The organism is Kitasatospora sp. NPDC093550, from assembly GCF_044764985.1.
In the GTDB taxonomy this organism is placed as follows: Bacteria; Actinomycetota; Actinomycetes; order Streptomycetales; family Streptomycetaceae; genus Kitasatospora.
Genome location: NZ_JBIWJF010000001.1, coordinates 654,055 through 678,542 on the forward strand (window position 1 = coordinate 654,055; position 24,488 = coordinate 678,542).

The 24,488-nt window shown below is 73.7% G+C and carries 21 protein-coding genes and 1 riboswitch; of the genes, 8 read left to right on the top strand and 13 right to left on the bottom strand.

From position 1 onward, the window contains the following. The first annotated feature begins 79 nt into the window (after positions 1-79). Genes ACIRD3_RS02750 through ACIRD3_RS02760 form a run of 3 tightly spaced genes read left to right on the top strand, consistent with a single transcriptional unit; the run spans position 80 to position 3,620 of the window. Complete coding sequence (locus ACIRD3_RS02750) at positions 80-1,480, top strand: hypothetical protein (RefSeq protein ID WP_402210479.1); 1,401 nt, start codon at positions 80-82, stop codon at positions 1,478-1,480. Next, on the top strand, positions 1,477-2,103 hold the full coding sequence (locus ACIRD3_RS02755; RefSeq protein ID WP_402210482.1) for a precorrin-8X methylmutase: 627 nt from the start codon (positions 1,477-1,479) through the stop codon (positions 2,101-2,103). The genes ACIRD3_RS02750 and ACIRD3_RS02755 overlap by 4 nt, the downstream gene beginning before the upstream one ends. Continuing rightward, complete coding sequence (locus tag ACIRD3_RS02760) at positions 2,100-3,620, top strand: precorrin-2 C(20)-methyltransferase (protein ID WP_402210484.1); 1,521 nt, start codon at positions 2,100-2,102, stop codon at positions 3,618-3,620. Before ACIRD3_RS02755 ends, ACIRD3_RS02760 begins: the two co-directional genes overlap by 4 nt. A gap of 149 nt (positions 3,621-3,769) precedes the next feature. Here the strand turns inward: ACIRD3_RS02760 and ACIRD3_RS02765 are convergent, their stop codons facing one another. After that, complete coding sequence (locus ACIRD3_RS02765; protein WP_402210486.1) at positions 3,770-5,509, bottom strand: TIGR03767 family metallophosphoesterase; 1,740 nt, start codon at positions 5,507-5,509, stop codon at positions 3,770-3,772. A 352-nt stretch (positions 5,510-5,861) separates the two neighbouring features. On the opposite strand from ACIRD3_RS02765, the gene ACIRD3_RS02770 reads away from it, so the two are divergent. Next, positions 5,862-7,055 (top strand): cobalt-precorrin-5B (C(1))-methyltransferase, encoded by a 1,194-nt coding sequence (locus ACIRD3_RS02770; protein WP_402210488.1) that lies wholly within the window; start codon positions 5,862-5,864, stop codon positions 7,053-7,055. Between the two features lie 169 nt (positions 7,056-7,224). Continuing rightward, positions 7,225-8,754, top strand: a complete 1,530-nt coding sequence (locus ACIRD3_RS02775) for a UDP-N-acetylglucosamine 1-carboxyvinyltransferase (protein ID WP_402210491.1) — start codon at positions 7,225-7,227, stop codon at positions 8,752-8,754. Positions 8,755-8,799: 45 nt separating this feature from the next. On the opposite strand, the gene ACIRD3_RS02780 is transcribed toward ACIRD3_RS02775, so the two are convergent. From ACIRD3_RS02780 to ACIRD3_RS02800, 5 genes are all read right to left on the bottom strand, one after another. Further along, entirely contained in the window at positions 8,800-9,306 is a 507-nt protein-coding gene (locus ACIRD3_RS02780; protein ID WP_402210494.1) for a protein phosphatase, read from the bottom strand. 94 nt (positions 9,307-9,400) lie between these two features. Beyond that, positions 9,401-10,156 carry a cobalt-precorrin-6A reductase gene (locus ACIRD3_RS02785; RefSeq protein WP_402210497.1) on the bottom strand — a complete coding sequence of 252 codons (756 nt, stop codon included), beginning with the start codon at positions 10,154-10,156 and terminating at the stop codon, positions 9,401-9,403. Positions 10,157-10,164: 8 nt separating this feature from the next. Continuing rightward, a complete protein-coding gene (gene cobM, locus ACIRD3_RS02790) occupies positions 10,165-10,926 on the bottom strand; it encodes a precorrin-4 C(11)-methyltransferase (protein WP_402210500.1) in 762 nt (253 codons plus the stop codon). Continuing rightward, entirely contained in the window at positions 10,923-12,161 is a 1,239-nt protein-coding gene (cbiE, locus tag ACIRD3_RS02795) for a precorrin-6y C5,15-methyltransferase (decarboxylating) subunit CbiE (RefSeq protein ID WP_402210503.1), read from the bottom strand. The genes cobM and cbiE overlap by 4 nt, the downstream gene beginning before the upstream one ends. A 183-nt stretch (positions 12,162-12,344) precedes the next feature. Then, positions 12,345-12,770 carry a gamma-glutamylcyclotransferase family protein gene (locus tag ACIRD3_RS02800; protein ID WP_402210506.1) on the bottom strand — a complete coding sequence of 142 codons (426 nt, stop codon included), beginning with the start codon at positions 12,768-12,770 and terminating at the stop codon, positions 12,345-12,347. A 131-nt stretch (positions 12,771-12,901) separates the two neighbouring features. On the opposite strand from ACIRD3_RS02800, the gene ACIRD3_RS02805 reads away from it, so the two are divergent. Further along, a complete protein-coding gene (locus tag ACIRD3_RS02805) occupies positions 12,902-14,002 on the top strand; it encodes an EamA family transporter (protein ID WP_402210509.1) in 1,101 nt (366 codons plus the stop codon). Here the strand turns inward: ACIRD3_RS02805 and ACIRD3_RS02810 are convergent. Then, positions 13,920-14,561 carry a dihydrofolate reductase family protein gene (locus tag ACIRD3_RS02810; protein ID WP_402210512.1) on the bottom strand — a complete coding sequence of 214 codons (642 nt, stop codon included), beginning with the start codon at positions 14,559-14,561 and terminating at the stop codon, positions 13,920-13,922. The two genes, ACIRD3_RS02805 and ACIRD3_RS02810, sit on opposite strands and share 83 nt — an antisense overlap. Before the next feature lie 159 nt (positions 14,562-14,720). Here ACIRD3_RS02810 and ACIRD3_RS02815 point away from each other — a divergent pair, with 159 nt between their 5' ends. After that, positions 14,721-15,296 carry a TetR/AcrR family transcriptional regulator gene (locus ACIRD3_RS02815; protein ID WP_402210515.1) on the top strand — a complete coding sequence of 192 codons (576 nt, stop codon included), beginning with the start codon at positions 14,721-14,723 and terminating at the stop codon, positions 15,294-15,296. 174 nt (positions 15,297-15,470) lie between these two features. Here the strand turns inward: ACIRD3_RS02815 and ACIRD3_RS02820 are convergent, their stop codons facing one another. From ACIRD3_RS02820 to ACIRD3_RS02845, 6 genes are all read right to left on the bottom strand, one after another. Further along, positions 15,471-16,034, bottom strand: a complete 564-nt coding sequence (locus tag ACIRD3_RS02820; protein WP_402210518.1) for an EF-hand domain-containing protein — start codon at positions 16,032-16,034, stop codon at positions 15,471-15,473. 162 nt (positions 16,035-16,196) lie between these two features. Continuing rightward, complete coding sequence (locus ACIRD3_RS02825; RefSeq protein ID WP_402210520.1) at positions 16,197-16,607, bottom strand: cytidine deaminase family protein; 411 nt, start codon at positions 16,605-16,607, stop codon at positions 16,197-16,199. Positions 16,608-16,901: 294 nt separating this feature from the next. Next, on the bottom strand, positions 16,902-18,587 hold the full coding sequence (locus tag ACIRD3_RS02830; RefSeq protein ID WP_402210524.1) for a dipeptide ABC transporter ATP-binding protein: 1,686 nt from the start codon (positions 18,585-18,587) through the stop codon (positions 16,902-16,904). 49 nt (positions 18,588-18,636) lie between these two features. Further along, positions 18,637-19,629 carry an ABC transporter permease gene (locus tag ACIRD3_RS02835; RefSeq protein WP_402210527.1) on the bottom strand — a complete coding sequence of 331 codons (993 nt, stop codon included), beginning with the start codon at positions 19,627-19,629 and terminating at the stop codon, positions 18,637-18,639. Positions 19,630-19,745: 116 nt separating this feature from the next. Next, complete coding sequence (locus ACIRD3_RS02840) at positions 19,746-21,521, bottom strand: ABC transporter substrate-binding protein (RefSeq protein ID WP_402210530.1); 1,776 nt, start codon at positions 21,519-21,521, stop codon at positions 19,746-19,748. A gap of 101 nt (positions 21,522-21,622) precedes the next feature. Beyond that, positions 21,623-22,594: an ABC transporter permease gene (locus ACIRD3_RS02845; protein WP_402210533.1), complete on the bottom strand. Its 972-nt coding sequence runs from the start codon at positions 22,592-22,594 to the stop codon at positions 21,623-21,625. 304 nt (positions 22,595-22,898) lie between these two features. Further along, positions 22,899-22,995, top strand: a riboswitch (ZMP/ZTP riboswitch). Between the two features lie 21 nt (positions 22,996-23,016). Between ACIRD3_RS02845 and ACIRD3_RS02850 the strand changes: the two genes are divergently transcribed. After that, positions 23,017-24,474 carry a glycine hydroxymethyltransferase gene (locus tag ACIRD3_RS02850; protein ID WP_402210536.1) on the top strand — a complete coding sequence of 486 codons (1,458 nt, stop codon included), beginning with the start codon at positions 23,017-23,019 and terminating at the stop codon, positions 24,472-24,474. The last annotated feature ends 14 nt before the right edge of the window (positions 24,475-24,488 follow it).

Sequence of the window (24,488 nt, forward strand, 5' to 3'; positions counted from 1 at the left end):
CCGGCGTGCGCGCCGGGTGCGCCGGAGTGTGATGCAGCGGACGGAGGCAACCGATCGGATCATCTGTATGCTCGCCGCCATGCCACCGACACCCGACGCCACCGCGCCGGGCGTCGCCGTACCCGCCCGGGAGGTGCCCGACCGGGGGCGTGCCGACGCCTGCCCCGGGGCCCTGCGACTGCACCCTGCCGACGACGGCGCCCTGGCCCGGATCCGCCTGCCCGGCGGACTGCTGACGGAGCGTCAGGCACTGGCCCTGGCCGAGGCCGCCGAGGCCCTGGGCGACGGGCAGTTGGAGACCACCTCGCGCGGAAACGTCCAACTGCGCGGCCTCGCCGCGCAGTGCGGGGCGGACCTCGCCGAGCGGCTGCGCGCCGTCGGGCTGCTCCCCTCGGAGACCCATGAGCGGGTCCGCAACATCGTCGCCTCGCCGGCGGCGGGGCTGGACGGCACCCCCTCGGCCGATGTCCAGTCCTGGGTACGGGAACTGGACGCGCGGCTGTGCGCGAGCGACTGGGCGGCCGGACTCTCCGGCAAGTTCCTCTTCGCGCTGGACGACGGGCGCGGCGACGTCGCCGCGCTCGACGCCGATGTGACATTGATCGCAGGCTCGCCATCGGGGGCACGGGGTGCCGCCGCGGACCGGACGTCGGCCGGTGACCGGCCCGCCGTGCTGCGGCTCGGGCGCGCCGACCACGGGCACCCGGTCGAGGCCGGGCAGGAGGTCACCGCCGTGCTGGCCGCTGCCCGCGCCTTCCTGGACGCGCTGCGCACCAGCGGGCGCAAGGCCTGGCACCTGCGCGAGGTGCCAGACCTGCTGCCGGCCGGCCCGGTGCCGCTGCCCGCCTTCGCCGGTGCGGCGCCCGTCCTGGGCGTGCTGCCCGGCGGGCTGTCGGTGGGGCTGCGCTTCGGGCGGGCGAGCGCCGCGCAGTGGCGGGCGCTGGTCGCCGCCTCGGGGGCCGCGACCGCTGCGACCACTGCCGCTGCTACGACTGCTATGACCGCTGCGCCCGGCTCAGCCGCGGTGGGAGCCACCACCGGTGGGCTGCGGCTGACGCCCTGGCGCGGCGTGGTCCTGCCCGGTGCGTCGGCCGACCGGCTGCCCGCGCTCGCCGAGGCCGGCTTCCGTACCGGGCCGGGCTCGCCCTGGGAACGGGCCACCGCCTGCACCGGACTGCCGGGCTGCGCCAAGTCGCTCGCCGACGTCCGCGCGGACGCGGCCCGGGCGCTGGACGCCGCGGCTGGGGCTCTTGCCGGGGTGTCCGCCGAGGCTCCGGGCGGTGTTCCCGGTGCGCTGCCCGTCCACTGGTCGGGTTGTGAACGGCGCTGCGGCCACCCGGCCGGGCGGTGGGTGGACGTGCTCGCCACGGGGCACGGCTACCGGGTGACGGTCAACGGACCGGCGCCTCTTGCTTCCGTGGACGTGTCGAACGAGGAGATGGCCGAGGCGGTCGCCGAGGCCAGGAGGACCACGAAGTGATCGAGTACGAGAAGGACGGCGCGTCCATCTACCGCCAGTCCTTTGCCACCATCCGTGCGGAGGCCGATCTGGCCGCCCTCCCGGCGGACGTCTCCCAGGTCGCGGTGCGGATGATCCACGCCTGCGGGATGGTCGACCTGGTCGAGGACCTGGTGTACTCGCCCGGCGTGGTCGCCTCCGCGCGCGCCGCACTGCACGCCGGTGCGCCGATCCTCTGCGACGTCAACATGGTCGCGAGCGGCGTGACCCGCAAACGGCTGCCCGCCGACAACGAGGTGATCTGCACCCTCACCGACCCGTCGGTGCCCGAACTCGCCCGCGCGATGGGCAACACCCGCAGCGCCGCGGCCATGGAGCTGTGGCTGCCCCGCCTGGAGGGCGCGGTGGTCGCCGTCGGCAACGCGCCGACCTCGCTGTTCCGGCTGCTGGAGATGATCGAGGCGGGTGCGCCGCGCCCGGCCGCGGTGATCGGCGTCCCGGTCGGCTTCATCGGCGCCGCCGAGTCCAAGCAGGCCCTGGCCGAGCACCCCTCCGGCCTGGAGCACCTGGTGGTCCGCGGCCGGCGCGGCGGCAGCGCGATGGCCGCCGCCGCCATCAACGCGATTGCGAGCGAAGAAGAGTGACGGACGATCAGAAGCCTTCGACCGGGCGGCTGTACGGCGTCGGGCTCGGCCCGGGCGACCCGTCGCTGGTGACCGTCCGCGCCGCCGAACTCATCGGCAAGGCCGACGTGGTGGCGTACCACAGCGCCCGGCACGGCCGGTCCATCGCACGCTCGATCGCCGAGCGCTACCTGACGGGTGGTCAGATCGAGGAGAAGCTGGTCTACCCGCTCACCGTCGAGACCACCGACCACCCGGGCGGCTACCGCGGCGCGCTGGACGAGTTCTACGAGGAGGCCGCCGCCCGGTTGGCCGCCCACCTGGACGCCGGGCGCGACGTCGTCGTCCTCGCCGAGGGCGACCCGCTCTTCTACGGCTCCTACCAGCACATGCACAAGCGGCTCGCGCACCGCTACCCGACCGAGGTGGTGCCCGGCGTGACCTCGGTCAGCGCGGCGGCGGCCCGGCTCGGACAGCCGCTGACCGAGGCCGAGGAGACGCTCACCGTCATCCCGGGCACGCTGCCCGAGGAGGAGCTGACGGCGCGGATCGCCTCCGCCGACTCCGCCGTGATCATGAAGCTCGGCCGGACCTTCCCGACCGTCCGCCGCGCCCTGGAGCGGGCCGGGCGGCTCGCGGACGCCCAGTACGTCGAGCGGGCCTTCATGGCGGGGGAGCGCATCGCGCCGCTCGCCGAGGTCGACGGCGAGACGGTGCCGTACTTCTCGGTCGCGGTGCTGCCCAGCAAGGTCGCGCCGCTGGAGCCCGAGGTCCGGCTGTCGGAGGGCGTGGGCAGTGTGACCGTCGTCGGCACCGGGCCGGCCGGGCCGCTCTGGCTCACCCCCGAGGCGCGCGGCGCGCTGGCCGAGGCCACCGACCTGGTCGGCTACACCACCTACCTGGCCCGGGTGCCGGAGCGTCCGGGCCAGCGGCGGCACGGCTCGGACAACAAGGTCGAGTCCGAGCGCGCCGAGTACGCCCTGGAGCTCGCCCGGCGCGGACACCGGGTCGCGGTCGTCTCCTCGGGCGACCCGGGGGTGTTCGCGATGGCCACCGCCGTCCTGGAGGTCGCCTGCGAGGAGGCCTACCGGGACGTTCCGGTGCGGGTCCTGCCGGGAGTGACCGCAGCCCACGCGGCCGCCTCCCGGGCCGGCGCCCCGCTCGGGCACGACTACGCGACGGTGTCGCTCTCGGACCGGCTCAAGCCCTGGGACGTGGTGGCCAAGCGACTGCGCGCCGCCGCCGAGGCGGACCTGGTGCTCGCGCTGTACAACCCGGGCTCGCAGTCCCGCACCACCCAGGTCGGACTCGCCCGGGACCTGCTGCTGGAGTACCGCGCACCGGAGACCCCGGTGGTCATGGCGCGGGACGTCGGCGGGCCGACCGAGCGGGTGCGGATCGTCCGGCTCGGCGAACTGGACCCGGCCCTGGTCGACATGCGGACGATCCTGCTGATCGGCTCCTCGCAGACCCGGGCGGTCGAGCGGGGCGGCGGCGTGGAGGTCGTCTGGACGCCCCGGCGCTACCCGGAGGGGTGACGGCGGCCGGGTGACCGGTGGCGGGTGACAGATGACAGCGAACAGATGATGAAATCTGTTCGCTGTCAGCTGTCAGCTGTCAGCTGTCAGCTGTCAGCTGTCACCTGTTCGCCGTCAGCCGTCAGCCGTCAGCCGTCAGCCGTCACCCGTCACCGGGTCGGCTTGGCGAGCAGCAGCTCCGTGTTGTGGTCCTCGCCCGCGCCCAGCAGCGCCGTCACCCGCCCGTTCGGGTCGTTGTACGACAGCTCGCGGTAGAGCGCCGCGAGGTTGGCGTCCGAGGTGCTGCCGAAGTCCGTCCCGTACGGTGCGGAGGATTCGATCAGCGTGGTGAACAGCGAGACCGTGCCGTCCCCGTTGTCCACGACCTCGATGATCCGGCCGTGCTGCGGGTAGTCGATGTGCGAGGCGGTGTTGATCTCCCAGAACGCCCGCTCCGGCACCGCGTGGCCGTGCGGCGTGATCTTGTTCATGTGGGTGTGCCCGTTCACCCACCCGACCACGTTCGGGTAGCGCTGCAGCAGCGCGACCAGCTCGTTGCCGTCGTGCCGCTTCTCGAAGATGTTCCGCGGGTCCGGCAGCAGGTTGCCCATGCTGGTGCTGGTGTGGTGGCTGAAGACCAGGATCAGGTCGTCCGTGCTGCCGCCCGTCACCCGGTTGCCGTTGGTGTCGTACCAGTGGCCGCTGTGCGCCTTCAACTGCTGCTCCAGCCAACGCAGTTGCGCGGTGCCCAGCGAGCCGTCGGCGAACCCGGCCTGGTTGGTGGTGTCCAGGCTGATGCCGACCACCTTCTCCGAGATGCGGAAGGTGTAGTAGAGCTTGCCGCTGCTCACCATGTCCGAGGTGAAGCCGTGCCCGTAGGGGCCCGCTCCGGTGGCCGCCGGGTTCAGGTGGGCCTTGGCGAACTCCTTGAGCGTGAAAGGCTTCCGGCGCTCGTCCGGGGTGATCCGGCGGACCGCCTCGCCGTCGGCGATCAGCTTGGCGAGCAGCAGGACGGCGCCCGCCGGGTCGCGGCGCAGCGAGTCCATCAGCTGGGCGGCCGTGGCGTCGTCGCAGCCCTCCAGCTTGTACTGGCCGGTGTAGAGGTCGTTGAGCAGGCCGAGGTCCGGCAGCGTGCCCTCGATGCTGTCGTCGTGGTTGCCGACCGTCGTGTACCAGGGCGTGCGCAGGCCCGGCGCGTCGAAGGGGCGGCCGGCGGCGGACAGGAAGCCCGGAATCTGCGGGAAGCCCTTGGCCTTGTAGCCGTCGCCGTAGGAGAGTTCGGGGTTCCAGAAGGCCGCGTTGCCGGAGTTCTGCACCCCCTCGTAGCGGTTCGGGTCACCGGTGCTCTGGGCGAGCCTGCCGCCGCCCATGACCTTGAGGTACCAGTCGAGTTCGGCGAGCTCGTGGTTATCGGTGTTGTCGCCGGTGGCCATCACCATGCTGAACGGCATCCCGGTGTAGGGGCCACCGGCGAGCGAGTTGACCCGCTCGACGAGGGCCGAGACACCGCGGGCGTTCAGGGCCTCCTGCGGCCGGTAGGCGCTGCCGTTGAACTTGGCCAGGTACTCGAAGCGCACCGGGGACTCGGTGTCCACCAGGTGCAGGTCGCTGAACTGGACGAAGCTGGCCAGTCCCGTGCGGCGGTCGTCCCGTCCGGCGGCCGGCGCCGCGAGCTCGCCGCGTACCACCAGTGGCCAGCCCGGTCCGGCCGTCAGCCGCTTGTAGCCGCCGGTGCCGACGGGCGTGGCCACCTGCTCCAGAGTGGTCCCGGTCACGGTGACCGCCCGGGCGGCCGTCGCCGCCAGAGCCTGGTCGCGCGCCGCGGCCGAGGCGAACTGCGCGCCGCCCAGCGACAAGGCCGACCACGCGGCGGCCACCGACGTACCGGTGAGGAACGTACGCCGACTCATCCCTGCCACAAAAACCCCCACAGACTGATGGCCCGGCGGGATGGACAACCCCTGTGCCGGGCCGATGTGTCATGAACTCCGCTCCTGGCGGACCGCCAGATTACTCACTGGTAGGCCCCGGGGGCGAGGGCCGTGCAGCGAACTCTTCGGGAACGTGGAGCGGCGACTGCGCCGCAGCTCGCGCATGCGGGCCCGTGGTCCGTGCACCCGCTCCGGCGGTTCGCGGCGCGGGTCCGCGCAGGCCACCCCGGTCGGGCCCCGGCCGGGCGAATGGGGGAAAATCGGCGGCGGCGGCCGGTGCGGCCGCCCGGGAGAGCAGGACGGCGCGGGCGCCGTCGGAAGCGAGGCGCAGGTGGCCGCAGCGGGAGCCGGGGCCCAGCCGGGGGCCGGGGCTGGATCCCAGCCGGGAGGCCGGGCCGGTCAGCTGAAGAGCAGCGGGCTGCGGCACGGCTGGACGACGGGCGCCTGCGCCACCGCCGCCACCAAGGCCGCGTACACCGCGCTGCTCACCGGCGAGTTCCCGGACCCGGTGGTCATCACCCTGCCCAAGGGCCAGCGGCCCGCCTTCGCCCTGGCCGCCGAGCAGCTGCTCGACGGCGGACCCGGGGCGGCCGGGAGCGCGATGGCCGGAGTGGTCAAGGACGCCGGAGACGACCCCGACGTCACCCACGGCGTGCTGATCCGCTCGACCGTGCGGGCCGGCGAGCCGGGGGCCGGGGTGGTGTTCCGGGCCGGTCCCGGGGTGGGCACGGTCACCAAGGCCGGGCTGCCGCTGGCCGTCGGCGAGCCCGCGATCAACCCGGTGCCCCGGCAGATGATCCGGGACGCCGTCGCCGAGGTGGCCGCCGAGCACGGCGGCAGCGGGGACGTGGTGGTCGAGATCTCGGTCGACCACGGCGAGGAGATCGCCCGCTCGACCTGGAACCCGCGGCTCGGCATCCTCGGCGGCCTGTCGATCCTCGGGACCACCGGGATCGTCGTCCCCTACTCCTGCTCGGCCTGGATCGACTCCATCCGGCGCGGTGTGGACGTGGCCCGGGCGGCGGGGCGCACGCACGTGGCCGGCTGCACCGGTTCGACCTCGGAGAAGGTCGCGGTCGCGGTGCACGGCCTGCCCGAGGACGCGCTGCTGGACATGGGTGACTTCGCCGGCGCCGTGCTCAAGTACCTGAAGCGCCACCCGGTGCCCCGGCTGACCATCGCGGGCGGTTTCGCCAAGCTGTCCAAGCTCGCGGCCGGACACCTGGACCTGCACTCGGCGCGTTCCCAGGTGGACAAGGGGTACCTGGCCGAACTGGCCCGCCGGGGCGGGGCGGACGAGGCGCTGGCCGCAGCGGTGGCGGCGGCCAACACCGGGCTGGAGGCGGTGCAGTTGTGCCGCGCGGCCGGGGTCCCGCTCGGTGACCTGGTCGCCGAGGCGGCCCGGGCGACGGCGCTCGACGTGCTGGTGGGCTCGCCGGTCGCGGTGGACGTGATCTGCATCGACCGCGCGGGCACGATCGTCGGTCGGGCCGAACCGCTCGGCCCCCGGGGAGCGTCGAGTTGAGTGCCGCGCACCCCACGCTGCCCCCGCTGGGTTCATACAGCCGAAGCTCAGCAATATCGTGCGGTGATGTGAAGATCTGACGACCATACGGGGTGAGAAACGGACAAATGTGGCGCCTTGCCCGCCGTTGATTCTGCCGCCATCTCAACCGTGAGATATGGTCTGCCGAGTGACAGGCGACTACCTCACCCGTATCGGCACCCTCATCCGTACCGCGCGCCAGCACCGCGGCTGGTCCCAGGCGCAGCTCGGAGAGGCCCTCGGCACCAGCCAGAGCGCGGTCAACCGCATCGAACAGGGCAAGCAGAACGTCAGCCTTGAGATGATCGCCCGCATCGGCGAAGCCCTCGACAGCGAGATCGTCTCCCTCGGCTACTCCGGCCCGATGCACCTGCGCGTCGCGGGCGGCACCCGGCTCTCCGGCGCGATCGACGTCCGCAGCAGCAAGAACGCCTGCGTCGCGATCCTCTGCGCGTCGCTGCTGACCACCGGCCGCACCACGATCCGCAGCGTCGCCCGGATCGAGGAGGTCTACCGCATCCTCGAAGTCCTCACCAGCATCGGCGTCAAGAGCCGCTGGATCAACGAGGGCCGCGACCTCGAACTCACCCCGCCCGCCGAGCTCGATCTCGAGGCGATGGACGTCGAGGCCGCCCGCCGGACCCGCAGCGTGCTGATGTTCCTCGGCCCGCTGATGCACCGCGCCCAGCACTTCGCCATCCCGTACGCGGGCGGCTGCGACCTCGGCACCCGCACCGTCCAGCCGCACCTGACCGCGCTGCGCCGCTTCGGCCTGGAGGTCGCCACCACCGGCGGCGCCTACCACGCCTCGGTCGAGCCGGGCGCCCCGCTGGACCGCCCGATCGTGCTGACCGAGCGCGGGGACACCGTCACCGAGAACGCCCTGCTGGCCGCCGCGCGGCACGACGGCATCAGCGTCATCCGCAACGCCTCGCCCAACTACATGGTCCAGGACCTGTGCTTCTTCCTGGAGAAGCTGGGTGTGAAGATCGAGGGCATCGGTACCACCACCCTCACCGTGCACGGCGTCCCGGAGATCACCTGCGACGTCGACTACACCCCGGCCGAGGACCCGGTGGAGGCGATGAGCCTGCTCGCCGCCGCCGTCGTCACCTCCTCCGAGCTGACGATCCGCCGGGTGCCGATCGAGTTCCTGGAGATCGAGCTCGCGGTACTCGAAGGCATGGGCCTCGACTACGACCGCACCCCCGAGTACCGGGCCCACAACGGCCACACCCGCCTGGTCGACCTCACCGTGCGCCCGTCCAAGCTGACCGCGCCGATCGACACCATCCACCCGATGCCGTTCCCCGGCATCAACATCGACAACGTGCCGTTCTTCGCCGCCATCGCCGCGGCCGCGCACGGCACCACGATGATCCACGACTGGGTCTACGACAACCGCGCGATCTACCTCACCGAGCTGACCCGCCTCGGCGCGGACGTCAAGCTCCTCGACCCGCACCGCGTCCTGGTCCAGGGCCCCACCCGCTGGCGCGCCGCCGAGATGATGTGCCCGCCGGCCCTGCGCCCGGCCGTCGTCATCCTCCTCGCGATGCTCGCCGCCCAGGGCACCTCGGTCCTTCGCAACGTCTACGTGATCAACCGCGGCTACGAGGACCTCGCCGAGCGCCTCAACTCGATCGGCGCCCGGATCGAGACCTTCCGCGACATCTGACGCGCGGAGAGGGTCATCTGACGGTCAGTCATCCTGCTGCCGGTCTCACTCGTCGAGGCCGGTCAGCAGGATGGCCACGTCCAACCCGGTGTTCAGGTACTCCACGAACACCGGGTTGTTCAACGCCCAGGGTGACCGCCCCTCCCGCACCAGCCGCACCGCCTCGCCGGTGTCGCGGCCGAGGCCGACCAGTGCCTGCGCCACCACCAGACCCGAGCGGTTGTAGCCCGAGTGGCAGCGCACCAGCGTCCGGCGGCCCCGGCGGACGGCCGCCGCCGTGAGCTCGGCCGCCTCCTGTACGGCCAGCAGCTGTCCGGGGGAGAGCGGATCGTCCGGCACCTCCCGGACGACGTGCTCCACCCCCGGGCCCGGGCCGTGCCCGGGGCGTGTGTACAGGCTGACCACCAGGTCGAACTCGCCCCGGACGACGGCGGGTTCCCGTTCGCCGCCGGACGGGGTGAAGTAGTGCCCGCCCATCCACAGCCCGGGGACGATCTCGTTCCACGGGGCCGACGGCCCGGGGGTGTGGCGTTCCTTCCGGCGGGTCCGCACGGTGCTCCCTCTCTGGGTCCGTTCCGCGCTATTCGCCGGTGCCGCCGTCGTGGACGTTGCGGAACCGGCCGCCCGGTCCTTCCGCGGACCGGACTCAGCCCCGCTGCTCCAGCCAGCGCACCGCGCCCTCGACGTCCGGGACGACCGGCACGCCCTCCGGCACCGGCGGGCGCTCCACGATGATGACGGGCAGGCCGAGCCCGCGGGCGGCGGTCAGCTTGGGGGCGGTCGCGGCGCCGCCGCTGTCCTTGGTGACCAGGACGTCGACGGCGAGCCGGCGCAGCAGCTCCTCCTCGCCCGCGATCGTGAACGGGCCGCGGTCCAGCAGCACTTCGAACGAGGGCGGCAGTGGCGGCTCGGGCGGGTCCACCGAGCGGGCGATGAAGTGGGCGCCGACCACGTGGGCGAAGGCGGCGACGCTCTGCCGGCCGGTGGTGAGGAAGACCCGCTCCCCGCGCAGCGGCAGCAGCTCGGCGGCCGCGGCTAGCGAGGGGACGGGGAGCCAGCGGTCCCCCTCGACGGGGGTGAAGCCGGGGCGGCGGAGCACCAGCAGCGGCACGCCGGTGGAGGCGGCCGCGAGGGCGGCGTTGTGCGAGATGCCGGCCGCGAACGGGTGGGTGGCGTCCACGACGGCGTCCACCCGCTCGGCGCGCAGCCAGTCCGCCAGGCCGTCCGCGCCGCCGAAGCCGCCGATCCGCACCTCCCCGACGGGCAGCCGGGGTTGGGCGACCCGGCCGGCCAGTGAGCTGGTGACCCGCAGGGACGGGCGGCCGTCGAGGGCGGCGGCCAGCGCCCGCCCCTCCGTCGTCCCGCCGAGGACGAGCAGGTGGCGGACCGGGCCCGCTGGCATGCCGTGCATCACGCCCCGCAGGGCTCGTGCGGGCGCTCGCGGTCCGCCGAGTAGAGGTGGCTGTCGCGGAAGTGCTCGGCGGCCAGCGTGCGGCCGACGATGATGACGGCGGTGCGGACCACGCCCGCCGCCTTGACCTGCTCGGCGATGTCGCCGACGGTGCCGCGCAGCACCAGCTCGTCCGGGCGGCTGGCCATCGCGACGACGGCGGCCGGGCAGTCGGCGCCGTAGTGCGGGAGCAGCTGCTCGACCACGTCGTCCACGTACCCGGCGGCCAGGTGCAGCACCAGCAGGGCGCCGCTGCGGCCGAGGGTGGCGAGGTCCTCGCCCTCGGGCATCGGGGTGGCGCGCTTGGCGATCCGGGTGAGGATGACGGTCTGGCCGACGGTCGGCACGGTCAACTCCCGCTTCAGCGCGGCCGCGGCAGCGGCGAAGGCGGGCACGCCGGGCACCACCTCGTAGGGGATGCCCATGGCGTCCAGGCGGCGCATCTGCTCGGCGACGGCCGAGAACACGGACGGGTCGCCGGAGTGCAGCCGGGCCACGTCCTTGCCCTCCTGGTGGGCGCGGGCCATCCGGTCGATGATCCCGTCCAGGGTCATCTGGGCGGTGTCGATCAGGAGGGCGCCGGGCGGGCACTCGTCCAGCAGCTCGCGCGGGACGAGACTGCCGGCGAACAGGCAGACCTCGGTGCGGGCCAGGATGCGCTGGCCGCGCAGGGTGATCAGGTCGGCGGCCCCCGGGCCGGCGCCGATGAAGTAGACGGTCACGAGGCGTCCTCCTGAGGGGGGTTGGGCTTGACGGCGGACCACTGGGTGACCGGCATGGCCTGGCGCCACCCGGTGAAGCCGCCCACCGGGACGGCCGTGGCGACGGCCAGCTTGACGAGCTCGCCGCCGTGCCGCCGGTACCACTCGGTGAGCAGCGCCTCGGACTCCAGGGTCACGGTGTTGGCGACCAGCCGGCCGCCCGGCCGCAGGGCGGCCCAGCAACTCTCCAGCAGGCCGGGTGCGGTGAGGCCGCCGCCGATGAACACGGCGTCAGGGGTGGGGAGTTCGGCGAGCGCGGCGGGGGCGGGGCCGGTCACCACGTGCAGCCGGGGCACCCCGAGCGCGGCGGCGTTGCGGGCGATCCGCTCGGCGCGCACCGGATCGCGCTCGACGCTGACGGCCCGGCAGTCGCGGTGGGCGCGCAGCCACTCGATGGCGATCGAGCCCGAGCCGCCGCCGACGTCCCAGAGCAGCTCGCCGGGGGAGGGGGCGAGGGTGGCCAGGGTGGCGGCGCGGACGTGGCGCTTGGTGAGCTGGCCGTCGCTCTCGTACGCGGCGTCGGGCAGGCCGGGGACGAGGGAGCTGCGGGGGCCGTCGGCGAGTTCGACGGCGATGAGGTTCAACGGGTCGCCGGCCGGGTGCGGCCAGCCGTCGGCGGGGCCGTCGAGCTGCCGCTCGTCCGCATGGCCGAGCTGTTCCAGGACGCGCAGCCGGGCGGTGCCGTAGCCGCGCTCGGTGAGCAGCGCCGCGACGGCGGCCGGGGTGGCGGCGTCGGCGCTGAGCACCAGCAGGCGGCGGCCGGGGTGGAGGGCGAGCGCGAGGGTGGCCGGCGGGCGGCCGACCAGGCTGACCACCTCGGTGGCCTCCAGCGGCCAGCCGAGGCGGGCGCAGGCGTAGGAGACCGACGAGGGGTGCGGCAGGACGCGCAGGCGTTCGGCGCCGACGGTCTCGGCGAGGGTGCGGCCGATGCCGTAGAACATCGGATCGCCGCTGGCCAGGACGATGACCCGGCGATCGGCGTGGGCGGCGAGCAGCCCGGGGACGGCCGGGCGCAGCGGGGACGGCCAGGGGAGGCGCTCGGCGGTGACCTCGTCGTGGGGGAGCAGGTCCAGCTGACGGCGGCCGCCGACGACCACTTCGGCGTCGCGCAGCGCGGCCCGGGAGTCGGTGGCGAGGCCGGGCCAGCCGTCGGCCCCGATCCCGACGACGGTGATCGTGGGTGGCAGCTCGGGCACCGGGTGGCTCCTCCTCGTTCGGTCCAGCGGTCCAGCGGTCCAGCGGTCCTGCTGGCCGAGGCAGCCTACCTGGCGGTATGCGAGCGCTCTCCGGGCGGTCCGGGCCGGACGGCGGGGGCGGGTGACGGATGACAGTAGACAGATTTCAAAATCTGTTCGCTGTCATCTGTTATCTGTCACCTGTCACCGCTCCGCCCAGTCCCCCGACTCGATCAGGGCCGGCCGCTCCCGCAGCCGCAGCTCGACGGCAGGCCCGGCGAGGTAGACCCAGGCGTCCCGCAGCTCGCCCGGCGCCGTCCGCACCGCCATCCGCCGCCGGACGTACAGCCCGGTCCCGTCCGTCCGGCACTCCTCCAGCAGGTCCAGGTCCGCGAGCGCGCCGGCGTACGCGCCGGGGCGTACCGTGATCAGTTCACCCACGATCCGGCGCCCGGGCGTCGCATCGGGCACCGCGTACGGGAAGCCGGGGCCCTCGTGCAGCGCGGCGCCGTCCAGCGCCGCCGGGCGGATGTCGGCGCAGCGTCCGGCCAGGTGCACGGCGTGGTTGCGGTTGCCGCTGCGCAGGGTGCCGTACACGAAGAAGGGCAGTGGTTCCTCGGATGCGGACACGGGTTCGACCTCCTGGTGGGGAGCGCCCACGGTACGGCTTCCGGTCCGGTCCGCGATACCGACTGGCGCGCCGGGCCGTGGATGCGCTGTCATGTCGGATGTTCGGCCAGCACCGTCCAAGGGGGACACACATGACATCGCCCGCCTCCTCACAACCGGCCGCCACGGCCCCCGCCGACGCGGTTCCGGCGGACCTCGTGAAGGCCGCCCCTGCGAAGGCCGCCCCTGCGAAGGTCACCCCCGGGAAGGTCGGCCCGGGGAAGGCCGCCCCCGCCGCCCGCCTCGGCGGCGCGGTCTGGCTGGCCCTCGCCATCGTCTACGTGGTCTGGGGCTCGACCTACCTGGCGATCCGGATCGTGGTGGAGACGATGCCCTCCTTCCTCTCCGCCGCCGCCCGCTTCCTCGCCGCGGGCCTCCTGCTGGCCGGCTACCTGCTGGTGCGCCAGGGCCCGGCCGGCCTGAAGGTGACCGGACGGCAACTGGCCTCGTCCGCCCTGGTCGGCGTGCTGCTGCTGACCGGCGGCAACGGACTGGTGGTGCTGGGCGAGACCTCCGTCCCCTCCGGCCTGGCCGCCCTGCTGGTGGCCGCCGTGCCGCTGTGGATGGTGGTGCTGACGGCCTTCGGCGGCGGCGAGCGCCCGAGGCCCGCCGAACTCGCCGGGGTGCTGCTCGGGCTGGTCGGCCTCGGCGTGCTGTCGGCCCCGGCGATCGGCGGTTCGATCGAGCCGCTCGGCGTGGTCCTGATCATCTGCGCCACGCTGCTCTGGGCCTCCGGCTCGTTCGCGGGCAAGAAGCTCCCGATGCCGGGCAACGTGCTCGCCGCGAGCGCGTACCAGATGCTGGCCGGCGGCCTCTGCGACCTGCTGATCGGCCTGGTCCGCGGCGAGCAGCGCGGGCTGGACCTCGGGGCCGTCTCCGGCCGGTCCTGGCTGGCCCTCGCCTACCTGGTGCTGTTCGGTTCGCTGCTCGCGTTCACCGCGTACGCCTGGCTGCTGCGCTCGGCCCCGCTGACCCTGGTCGGCACCTACGCGTACGTGAACCCGGTGGTCGCGGTGCTGCTGGGCTGGCTGATCCTGGCCGAGCCGCTGACCGGCCCCACCCTGGCGGGCGGGGCGATCGTGGTGGCCGGGGTGTGTCTGGTGGTGAGCGTCAGCAGGCGTCCGGGCCGTCCGGTGAGCCCGCGTCCGTCGGCGTCCCGGTCGACGCCGAAGGAGCCGTCCGCGCGTAGGTGAGGATCACGTTCCCGCGCTCGAAGACCCGGCTGTCGGTGAGCGTGAAGGCGCGCGGCTCGAAGCCCGTGCGGAAGAGGGGGGTGCCCGACCCGGCCACCACGGGGTACTGCTTGATGATCAGCTCGTCGATCTCGGGCAGCAGCTGACCGGCGAGGTCGGCGCCCCCGCAGAGCCAGATGCCGAGCCCGTCCTCCTGCTTGAGCCGACGGACGACGCTGAGCGGGTCCTCGGCGGTGACCTCCACCGCCGGGTCCGGGCTCGGCGTCAGCGTGCGGGAGAAGACGATCTGGCGCAGGTGGGCGTACGGGCTGGTGAGCCCGACGGCCAGCCCGTGCTCGTAGGTGCCGCGCCCCTGGAGCACGGTGTCGAAGCGCTTGTTCGGCGCCTCCGCGATGCCGGCCGCCGTGCGGCCGGGGGTGGGGATGGTCTCCGGGTACGCGGAGAAGAGCGTCGGGGCGTAGTCCTCGGTGAGGTGCGCGAAGAAGAAGTCGTAGCCCCCGTCCGGGTCGGCGATGAAGCCGTCGATGGTGGTGCCGATGAAGTAGCTGAGCTTGCGCACGCAGGTCCTTGCGGTCGAGGAACGGGATCGGGACGCGGCGCGGGCCGTTTCGACGGCCTCCCGCGAACCACGACAGTCATAGTACTCCGCATGTAGTGGTTGGCAAGGGCTTTCGATCCCGCCTCCGGGCCCCGTCGTCGCGGGAGGGAGAATCGGCCCATGGTCCAGAACCCCGCCCGCCGTACCGCCCTCGCCGACGCCGCCATCGAGGTCCTCGCCCGGGAGGGCGCCCGCGGCCTGACCTTCCGCGCGGTCGACGTCCAGGCCGGCGTCCCCAACGGCACGGCCTCCAACTACTTCGCCAACCGGGACCACCTGCTCCACCAGACCGCGCGGCACATCCACCACCGGCTCGTCCCGGACCCGGCGGTCCTCGGTGAACTCCTGCGCGCGCCCCGGGACCGCGCCCTGGTCGCGGCCCTGATGCACGACCTGATCCGACGTATCACCGCCGACCGGGCCGGCTACCTCGCGATGCTCGAACTGCGCCTGGAGGCCACCCGCCGCCCCGACCTCCAGGCCCAGCTCACCGGCACCATCCGGGACGACCTGGAGGCCAACATCGCCTACCACCTGGACGAGGGCTTCCCCGGCGACCGGGAGACCGTCGTCGTGCTCTACCTCGCCATGACCGGCCTGGTCCTCGAACACCTCACCCTGCCCGAGGTGTTGGGCGTGGACGGCCTCGCGGCGCTGATCGACACCATCGTCGAGCGGATCGTCCCGGCGGCCTGACCGGCCTGACCGGGCGCAGGCGTGGCCGCGGCGGGGAGCCGCACGACCGCGGAACGACCGCGGAACGACCGGCGCCCGCCCCCGCGCATCCGGCGCGCGGGGACGGGCGGCGAGTCCGGGAGCTCCCGGCGCTCCGGCGGTCGGGCGCTCCGGCGTCCGGGCCGAACGCGTCGCTCAGAGGGCGTGCGGCGGCTTCCCCGTCCACCAGTTGCCGGGTGCGTCCGGGTCGCGGCTGGTCCAGTACTGGATGATCGCGTCGGTGAACTCGGCCGCGGAGAGCACGCCGTCACCGTCGGTGTCGAGGTGGCGGAAGGCCTCGTCGGCGTCGTCCCGGGAGAGGCCGGCGAAGTGGCCGCGCTGGAAGACGAAGAACTCGCCGGCGTCCACCGTCCCGCTCCGGTCGGCGTCGGCGACGGCGAGGAAGGCCTCGGCGAGCGCACCGAGGCTGTCCCGGGCGGCCTCGGGGTCGTCGGCGAGCGAGCCGGTCGAGGCTATGAACTGTTCCCGGGTGATCGCCTCGGTGCCGGCGGGCAGCCGGGCGAGGTGCAGGTCGTGCCAGATCGTCAGATAGGCGCGGACGATGACGGCCTCCGCGTCCGAGCCCTCCTGGTGGCCGAGCGAGCGGGCCACCGAGTGGCCCATCAGGACGTGGTCCCGTTCGGTGAGGCGTCCGTCGCCGTCGGCGTCGAGGTGATCGAAGCCGTGATTGATCTTTGCGATGAGCAGGTCGTCCGACAATGTGTCCCCTCGGCTGGCGATTCCTGTCCCCCCATGTCACATCGCCTGCACGCTAACGCTTCGAACCGGGCTCGCGCAGCCGAACGAAGGGCGAACGACGGTCCCCACCACGCCCTCGCGCCCGCCCGCCCGGGCGTCGCGCCGGCCCGTCCTTCCCGCCGGTCAGTCCACCTGGTGGTCGGCCCAGACGTACGCCTCCGGCAGCAGCTCCCGCACCGGCACGGCGCGCAGCTCGGACCCCCGGCCGACGATGACCCGCAGCTCCGGGAAGTAGTCCAGCATCACCTGCCGGCAGCGTCCGCAGGGCGGGATCACCCCGCGCTCCCGGTCGCCGACCGCGACGACGGTCGTGAGCTGGTACGCCCCCTGCCCGGCGGCCGACCCGATCAGCACCAGCTCGGCGCACGGCCCGCCGGTGAAGTGGTAGGCGTTCAGCGCGGTGACGATCCGCCCGTCGGCGTTGCGCCCGGCGGCCGCCACCGTGTGGTTGTCGCCGCGCGCGTACCGCCGGGCCACCTCGCGGGCCGCCTCGACGAGCTCCACGTCCACGGTCGACCGCTCACTGCTCGCCATCGTCCTCGCACCTCTCCGATCGGGCCTGACTGGGTCCGATCATGAACCGCCCGCCCCGGATCGTGCCAGCTCATCACGCCGCGCGCCGCGCGCCGCGCTCCCGGGACCGCCCGCCCGGGAGCGCCTCCGCGTTCCCGAGCCGCCCGCCCGGGAGCGCCTCCGCGTTCCCGAGCCGCCCGCCCCGGGCCGGCCCGCCCCGGGCCGGCCCGCCCCGGGCCCGCCCGCCCCGGGCCCGCCCGCCCCGGGCCCGCCCGCCCCGGGACCGCCCGCCCGGGAACCCGGACCCGCCCCTCCTCAGTGCACCGCCGCCAGCAGCTCCCGGGTGTACGCGGTGTGCGGAGTCCCGAACAGCCGGTCCCGGTCGGTGGACTCGACCAACCGCCCCCGGTGCATCACCGCGACCCGGTCGCAGAAGTGCCGGACCACCGCCAGGTCGTGCGAGACGAACAGGAAGGCCACGCCCAGGCGTTCCCGCAGGTCCATCAGCAGGTTGAGCACCTGCGCCTGCACCGACACGTCGAGCGCCGACACCGGCTCGTCCGCGATGATCAGCCGGGGCTGCGGGGCCAGGGCGCGGGCGATGCCGATCCGCTGGCGCTGCCCGCCGGAGAACTCGTGCGGGTAGCGGTCCAGGTGTCCGGCGCCCAGCCCGACCTGCTCCAGCAACTCGGCGGCGCGTTCCCGTCGTTCGGGTGCGGACAGCGGAGTGTGCAGGCGCAGCGGGGTGTCGAGGGTCTGGGCGACGGTGCGGCGCGGGTTGAGCGAGGCGTACGGGTCCTGGAACACCAGCTGGATCTCCCGGCTGAGCCGGCGCCGCAGTTCCCGGTCCGGGCGGGTGGCGTCCCGGCCGTCGTACGACACCCGACCACCGCTGGGCCGTTGCAGTCCGGCCAGGACCCGGGAGGTGGTCGACTTGCCGGAGCCGGACTCGCCGACCAGCCCGACCGTCTCGCCGGGGGCGATCCGCAGGTCCAGGCCCTCGACCGCCCGGACCGGCTCGGAGCGGCGGCCGGGGAAGCGCCGCCGTCCGGGGAACCGTACGCTGAGGTCCTCGACCTCGACCAGCCATCGCGCGGGCGGCCGCTCGACCACCCTCGGCCGGAACGCCCGCGTCGGTGACGGTTCGTCAACGGTCGGCAGCGCGGTGCCCGGCGCGGAATCCAGCCGGAGCGCCGCCCCCACCAGGGCCCGGGTGTACGGCTCGCGGGGTGCGGACAGCAGCTCGGCGGTCGGCGCGGACTCCACCCGGACGCCGTCGCGCAGCACCAGTGTGCGGTCCGTCGTCCCGGCGACCACACCGAGGTCATGGCTGACCAGGAGCACGGCCGTACCGTGTTCGCGCTGCAACTCGCCCAGCAGGTCGAGCACTTGCCGCTGGACCCGGGCGTCCAGCGCGGTGGTCGGCTCGTCGGCGATCAGCAGCTGGGGGTCGTTCATCAGCGCCATGGCGATCATCACGCGCTGGCGCATCCCGCCCGAGAACCGGTGCGGGTAGTCGCGTGCCCGGGCCGCCGGGATGCCGACCCGGTCGAGCATCGCGACCGCCCGGCGCCGGGCCTCGGCGCGGCCCGTCCCCGGGTGGTGCAGCCGGTACATCTCGGCGAGTTGGGCGCCGACCGGGTGGAAGGGGCTGAGCGAGGTGAGCGCGTCCTGGAAGACCAGCGCGGCCCGGCCGCCCCGGACCTCGCGCAGCACGGACTCCCCGGCGCCGACCAACTCGCGCCCGCCCAGGCGGATCGAGCCGGTGACGGTGGTGGTGCGCGGGTCGTGCAGGCCGAGGACGGCGAGGCCGACGGTCGACTTCCCCGAGCCCGATTCGCCGACCAGGCCCAGGACCTCACCCGGGGCGAGGTCGAAGGACAGCCCCTGCACGGCGGTCACGGGCGCGCCCCCGCGCGGGTCGGCGAAGGTGACGGTCAGGTCCCGCACGCTCAGCAGGGGCCCGGCGCCACCCGCACCGCCGACATCGGCAGCACCCACACCCGCACCACCGGCACCAGGAACAGCGGACTTCATCACAGGACTCCCCTCAGCTCAGCCGGACACGCGGGTCGAGCCAGGCCACCGCGAGGTCGGCCAGCGCGACGAACAGCACCACGAAGCAGGCGGCCAGCAGCACCGCACCGACCACGGCGGGCAGGTCCTGCCCGGCCACGGCCTGCGCGGCGAACCGCCCGACCCCGTTCAACCCGAACACCGTCTCGGTGATCACCGCCCCGCCGAGCAGGGCACCCGCCTCCAGCCCGAGCAGCTGCACCAGCGGTCCGGCGGCGCCGCGCGAGGTGTACCTGAGGTGGGCGCGCAGCCGTCCGTGGCCCTTGGCGCGGGCCGTGCGGACGTACTCCTCGTTCATCGTCTCCAGCAGCTGCGAGCGCGAAAGCCGGGCGAAGACAGCCGAGTTGACGAATCCGAGGACAAGCCAGGGGAGCAGCATCCCGCCCGCCCAGGCCGCCGGGTCCTCGGCCGGCGGCGTGTACGAGGGCAGCGGCAGCAGCCCGGTGGAGTAGACCAGCGCCCACTGCGCGACGTACCCGAGGAAGTAGATCTGCACGCTGGCGCCGACCAGGGTGAAGCCGGACAGCAGCCGGTCGGTGCGCCGCCCGTGCCGCAGCGCGGAGACGAACCCGGTGCCGAGGCCGAACACCAGCAGGACGGCCAGCGCTCCGGCGGTCAGCGAGAAGGTCACCGGCAGGTGGTCGGCCAGCGCCTCGCTGACGGGCTGGTGCAGCCGGTAGGAGTAGCCGAGGCAGGGCGCGGCGCAGTGGAGGGGGGAGCCGTCCACGTCGTTGATGTCCCGCCCGGCGACGACCCCGACGAGGTAGTCGGTGTACTGGGCGACGAGCGGCTGGTCCAGGCCCATGCTCCGGCGCACCGCCGCGACCTGTCCGCTGTCGCAGCGCGGGCCGCAGGCGGCGCGGGCCGGGTCGGCGGGCGCGGCGTAGAAGAGGGCGAAGGCGGCGGCGGAGACCGCGACCAGGACGGCGAGGGCCTGGACGGTCCGCCGCAGGACGAAGGAGAACATGGCCGATCCGGGGGTCGACGTGGGCGGGGAGCGGGAAGCGCGACGAGGAGCGACGGGCCCGGCCACCGCCCGCCACCGACCGGCAGCGGGCGGAATGGGCCCGGGCGCTCGGGCACTCAGGACTTCAGGTACAGCCAGGCCAGCGAGACCGTCCCGTAGATCGGGTGGATGAACGCCCCGCCGAGGTTGCTGCCGCGCAGCTGGTTGACGGTCGGGTAGGCGAACGGCAGCACCGGCAGGTCCTTCATCACGGTCTGCTCCAGCGCGTACAGCTCCTTGGCCTTGGCACGCGGTTCGCCGATCCCGTTGATCCGGTCGATCTCCTTGTCCACCTCGGGGTTGCGGTAGCGGGCCGAGTTGATGTCGCTGCCGGCCCGGCCGTCGAAGGAGAACGGGATCAGCGTGGACGGGGTCGGCCAGTCGACGGAGGAGGTCTCCTCGAACAGGTCGTACGGGGAGTCGGCGCGGTGCACCTCGTCCAGGAAGGCCTTGGGGTCGATCGGCTTGGGGACGACGGTGATCCCGGCCTTGGCGAAGCCGTCCACCAGCACCTGCGCGACCCGCTGCCCGTTCGGCGTGTTCCGGTACGCGTAACTCAGGCTGCCCGGCGCCTGCTTGGCCTTGGCCAGCTGGGCCTTGGCGGCCTCCGGGTCGCCCTCGGGCTTGGCCGGGAGGAGGTCGTACGCCTGCCAGTCGATCAGCGCGGGCGAGCTGAGCGTGGTGGCCAGTTCGCCGGTGCGGGCGCCGCCCTGGACCTGCCGGGCCTGCCGGCGGGGGTAGGCCAGGTGCAGCGCCTTCCGGACCTCGACGTCCGGCACCCGCTCGTTGTTGATCACCAGCTGGGTGACGAAGGCGCCCTGCCGGCCTGAGACGACCAGGTCCTTGGCCTTCGGGTCGGTGTCCGCGGTCTGGTACAGCTCGGGGGAGAGGGTGTCGGAGGCGGTGGTGGCGTCGGCGCCGCCGTCCCGCCCGGAGAGGATCTCCTGGTTGAGGTTGAGCGCCTCCTTGCCGTAGGTGAAGACGAACCTCTCCGGGTACTGGTGCCGGATCGGGTCGCTCTCGGCCTTCCAGTACGGGTTGCGCTCCAGCACCATCCGGGTGTTCTGGACGTGCTCGACGATCCGGTACGGGCCGGTGGCGAACGGCCGTCGGTCGTACTCCGTGCCGGTGTCCTTGTCCCGGCGCACCGGCGAGGAGGAGGACTGCGCGGCCATGTACGGGACGTCGGCCTGCGGCTGAGGGAAGTGGAAGACGACGGTGCGCTCGTCCGGCGTCTCGATCGCGGCCAGGTCGCCGTCCTGCGGGCCCGCGTACCTGGCGCGCGCCGCCTCGTAGTCGGGCGCGCCGGTGAGCCACTGCGGCCAGTACGGCGGGCCGACCTCGTAGCCCTTGCCGAAGCTGCGCTCGATGCCGTACTTGACGTCCTGGGCGGTGATCGGCTGACCGTCCTCCCAGGCCACACCCGGCTTGAGCCGGTACGTCCAGGTGCGCCCGCCGTCGGCCGGGGTGCCGGTGTCGGTGGCGAGGTCGCCCACCAGCGTGGCCTTGCCGTCGACGACCTGGTACTGCGTCAACTGCCGTCCCCAGAGCAGCGAGGCGTTGTAGGCGGCGCCCGCGTAGACCTTCTGCGGGTCGAGGTGGCGGAACTCCACGCTGTTGTACACGTTCACCGTGCCGCCGGCGCGGGCGCCCGGAACGGCCGGTGCAGGACCGGCGCTCTGCTGCTCGGTGCCGAGCGTCGCGGTCAGCGGCGAGGTCTCCTTGGCGGCGGCTCCGGCGGCTCCGGCGGCTCCGGCGCCCGCGGCCCCGCCGGTGCTGCCCGCACCGGCCGAGCAGGAGGTGGCCAGCAGGGCGGCGGCGATGACGGCGAGGGACGGTCTGGTCCAGCGCATGGCGAATCTCTCCTCGCCCCGGCGGATCGCGCCGGGGAGGGCTCGGGTGATGGATGGGAGGGGAAGCGGCGTGAGCGGGCGCGCGGCCGGGCTCGAAGGGCTCAACGAACGCCGGAGCGCGGGTCCAGCGCGTCCCGGACGGCGTCGCCGAGCAGGTTGAAGGCGATCACGAAGAGCAGCAGCGCCACCCCGGGGAAGACCAGGTAGGTCGGGTCGGCCTGGAAGACCTCCGACCCGCGCGCGATCATCCGCCCCCAGTCCGGGACGGGCTCGGTGACGCCGACGCCGAGGAAGGACAGCGCGGCCTCCGAGGCGACGAAGGTCGGGACCGCCATGGTGGCGTGCACCAGCAGCTGCGAGCGCACGTTCGGCAGCAGTTCGTGGACGACGATGTGGAACCGGCTCGCTCCCTGCGCCCGGGCGGACTGTACGAAATCCCTTTCCCGGAGCGAGCGCACGGTGGCCCGCAGGGAAAGCGCGAGCGGAATCCAGCCGAATGCGGAGAAAACCAGGACCAGCACCAGGAACTGCATCCACTCCGGTTCCGCGGCGCCCGGATCGACCAGCCGGGACTGGATGACGGGGCTGAGCGCGAGCAGCAGGAGCAGGGTCGGAAAGGCCAGCAGCACATGGGCGAGGAATCCGAACAGCCGGTCCGCGACCCCGCCGAGGAAGCCGACCGCGACACCGGCCAGTACGCCGAGGGCGGTGGTCACGGTGGCGGCGGCGAAGGCGATCAGCAGGGAGGTGCGGATGCCGTACAGCAGCTGGGTGAACACGTCCCGGCCGAGCCCGGGCTCCAGGCCGAACCAGAAGTCGCCGGAGATCCCGCCGTTCGGCAGCGTCGGCAGGCCGCCGTCACTGAGCAGGCCCGGGGCGTTCTGGCCGTAGTGGTCGACCGGGTTCTTCCCGTACAGGGCGGCGATCAGCGGGGCCGCCGCGGCGAGCAGCAGGAACAGCAGCACGACGGCCAGGGCGGCGGCGCCGACCCGGTCCCGCAGGATCCGGCGGAGCGGGGTGCGGGCCGTGGCGGGCTCAGCCGAGGGGACCGGTACCGCGTCGACCACTGCCATGAGGCGTAACCCCCGAATTCTCCGCCGCCCCATGGGTGAGGGCATGCTCGCGTGCATTTCCGGTGCGGCCTCCGGGGGTTTCCCGTGGGCCGCTCGAACGCCATTGGATCGGATGCGTCCGAGGTTCCGCAAATCATCGTGGGCGCTTCGTCCGGTGATTCCTTCGGAACTGTTTCGGGAATTGTGTCGGCTTCATTTCGCCGCAACACCGGCGTCGCGGGGGAACGGACATACGCCGTCAAACCGGACCCGGTGTTCCGCATTCTGAGACCTCCGCCACAGCCCTTCCGGTGTTGGTACGATCCCGATGGGCCGCGACTGGCGCGTAGGGATGGAACCAACCATCGGGAAGCGGCCCCGTGAATCCTCACGTGAAGTTGCCGAGCGCCTGGGCCGTCCGCAATCCCCACCAGGAGACCGCCATGGCCCAGCAGCCCCACACCGCGGCGACCCCCGCCGCCGACACCGCCTTCCGCAGCGCCCTCGACGTGGTCGCCGGCGTCGAACCGCGGATCGCCGCCGCCATCGGTCAGGAGCTCGCCGACCAGCGCGCCTCGCTCAAGCTGATCGCCAGCGAGAACTACGCCTCCCCGGCCGTCCTCCTCACCATGGGCAACTGGCTCAGCGACAAGTACGCCGAGGGCACCGTCGGCCGCCGCTTCTACGCGGGCTGCCGCAACGTCGACACCGTCGAGGGCATCGCCGCCGAGCACGCCCGCGAGCTGTTCGGCGCCGACCACGCCTACGTCCAGCCGCACTCCGGCATCGACGCCAACCTCACCGCCTTCTGGGCCGTCCTCTCCCAGCGGGTCGAGAGCCCGGCCCTGGAGCGCGCCGCGGTCCGCAACGTCAACGACCTCACCGAGGAGGACTGGGCGCGGCTGCGCCAGGAGCTCGGCAACCAGCGCATGCTCGGCATGTCCCTGGACACCGGCGGCCACCTCACCCACGGCTTCCGTCCCAACATCTCCGGCAAGATGTTCGAGCAGCGCAGCTACGGCACCGACCCGGCCACCGGCCTGATCGACTACGACGCGCTGCGCGAGACCGCCCGCGAGTTCCGGCCGCTGATCATCGTGGCGGGCTACTCCGCCTACCCGCGCCTGGTCGACTTCCGCCGGATGCGCGAGATCGCGGACGAGGTCGACGCCACCCTGATGGTCGACATGGCGCACTTCGCCGGCCTGGTCGCGGGCAAGGTGCTCACCGGCGACCACGACCCCGTCCGGCACGCCCACATCGTCACCACGACCACCCACAAGTCCCTGCGAGGCCCGCGCGGCGGCATGGTGCTCTGCACCTCCGAGCTGGCCGAACACGTCGACCGGGGCTGCCCGTTGGTGCTCGGCGGCCCGCTCTCGCACGTCATGGCCGCCAAGGCCGTCGCCTTCGCCGAGGCCCGCCGCCCCGAGTTCCAGGCCTACGCCCGCGCCGTCGTCACCAACGCCCAGGCGCTCGCCGAGGGCCTGCTGCGCCGCGGCGGTACGCTGGTCACCGGCGGCACCGACAACCACCTGGTCCTCGCCGACGTCTCCGGCTACGGTCTGACCGGCCGCCAGGCCGAGGCGGCGCTGCTCGACTCGGGCATCGTCACCAACCGCAACTCCGTCCCGCAGGACCCGAACGGCGCCTGGTACACCTCCGGCATCCGCATCGGCACCCCGGCGCTCACCACCCGCGGCCTCGGCACCGCCGAGATGGACGAGATCGCCGACCTGATCGACACCGTCCTGCGCGCCACCACCCCCACCGCGGCCGCGGGCGGCGGCCCGTCCAAGGCCGGTTACGCCCTCGACCCGGCCCTCCGTGACGCCGTCGCCAAGCGCGCCGCCGACCTCCTCGCCCCGTACCCGCTCTACCCGGGCGTCGACCTCGTCTGAGACCACCGCGCAGC

Excerpts from the sequence above, each read along its gene's own strand:
- ACIRD3_RS02750 (WP_402210479.1), top strand. The coding sequence starts at position 80 with ATGCCACCGACACCCGACGCCACCGCGCCGGGCGTCGCCGTACCCGCC.
- ACIRD3_RS02765 (WP_402210486.1), bottom strand. The coding sequence starts at position 5,509 with ATGAGTCGGCGTACGTTCCTCACCGGTACGTCGGTGGCCGCCGCGTGG.
- ACIRD3_RS02785 (WP_402210497.1), bottom strand. The coding sequence starts at position 10,156 with ATGCCAGCGGGCCCGGTCCGCCACCTGCTCGTCCTCGGCGGGACGACG.
- ACIRD3_RS02805 (WP_402210509.1), top strand. The coding sequence starts at position 12,902 with ATGACATCGCCCGCCTCCTCACAACCGGCCGCCACGGCCCCCGCCGAC.
- ACIRD3_RS02815 (WP_402210515.1), top strand. The coding sequence starts at position 14,721 with ATGGTCCAGAACCCCGCCCGCCGTACCGCCCTCGCCGACGCCGCCATC.
- ACIRD3_RS02825 (WP_402210520.1), bottom strand. The coding sequence starts at position 16,607 with ATGGCGAGCAGTGAGCGGTCGACCGTGGACGTGGAGCTCGTCGAGGCG.
- ACIRD3_RS02835 (WP_402210527.1), bottom strand. The coding sequence starts at position 19,629 with ATGTTCTCCTTCGTCCTGCGGCGGACCGTCCAGGCCCTCGCCGTCCTG.
- ACIRD3_RS02840 (WP_402210530.1), bottom strand. The coding sequence starts at position 21,521 with ATGCGCTGGACCAGACCGTCCCTCGCCGTCATCGCCGCCGCCCTGCTG.
- ACIRD3_RS02845 (WP_402210533.1), bottom strand. The coding sequence starts at position 22,594 with ATGGCAGTGGTCGACGCGGTACCGGTCCCCTCGGCTGAGCCCGCCACG.
- ACIRD3_RS02850 (WP_402210536.1), top strand. The coding sequence starts at position 23,017 with ATGGCCCAGCAGCCCCACACCGCGGCGACCCCCGCCGCCGACACCGCC.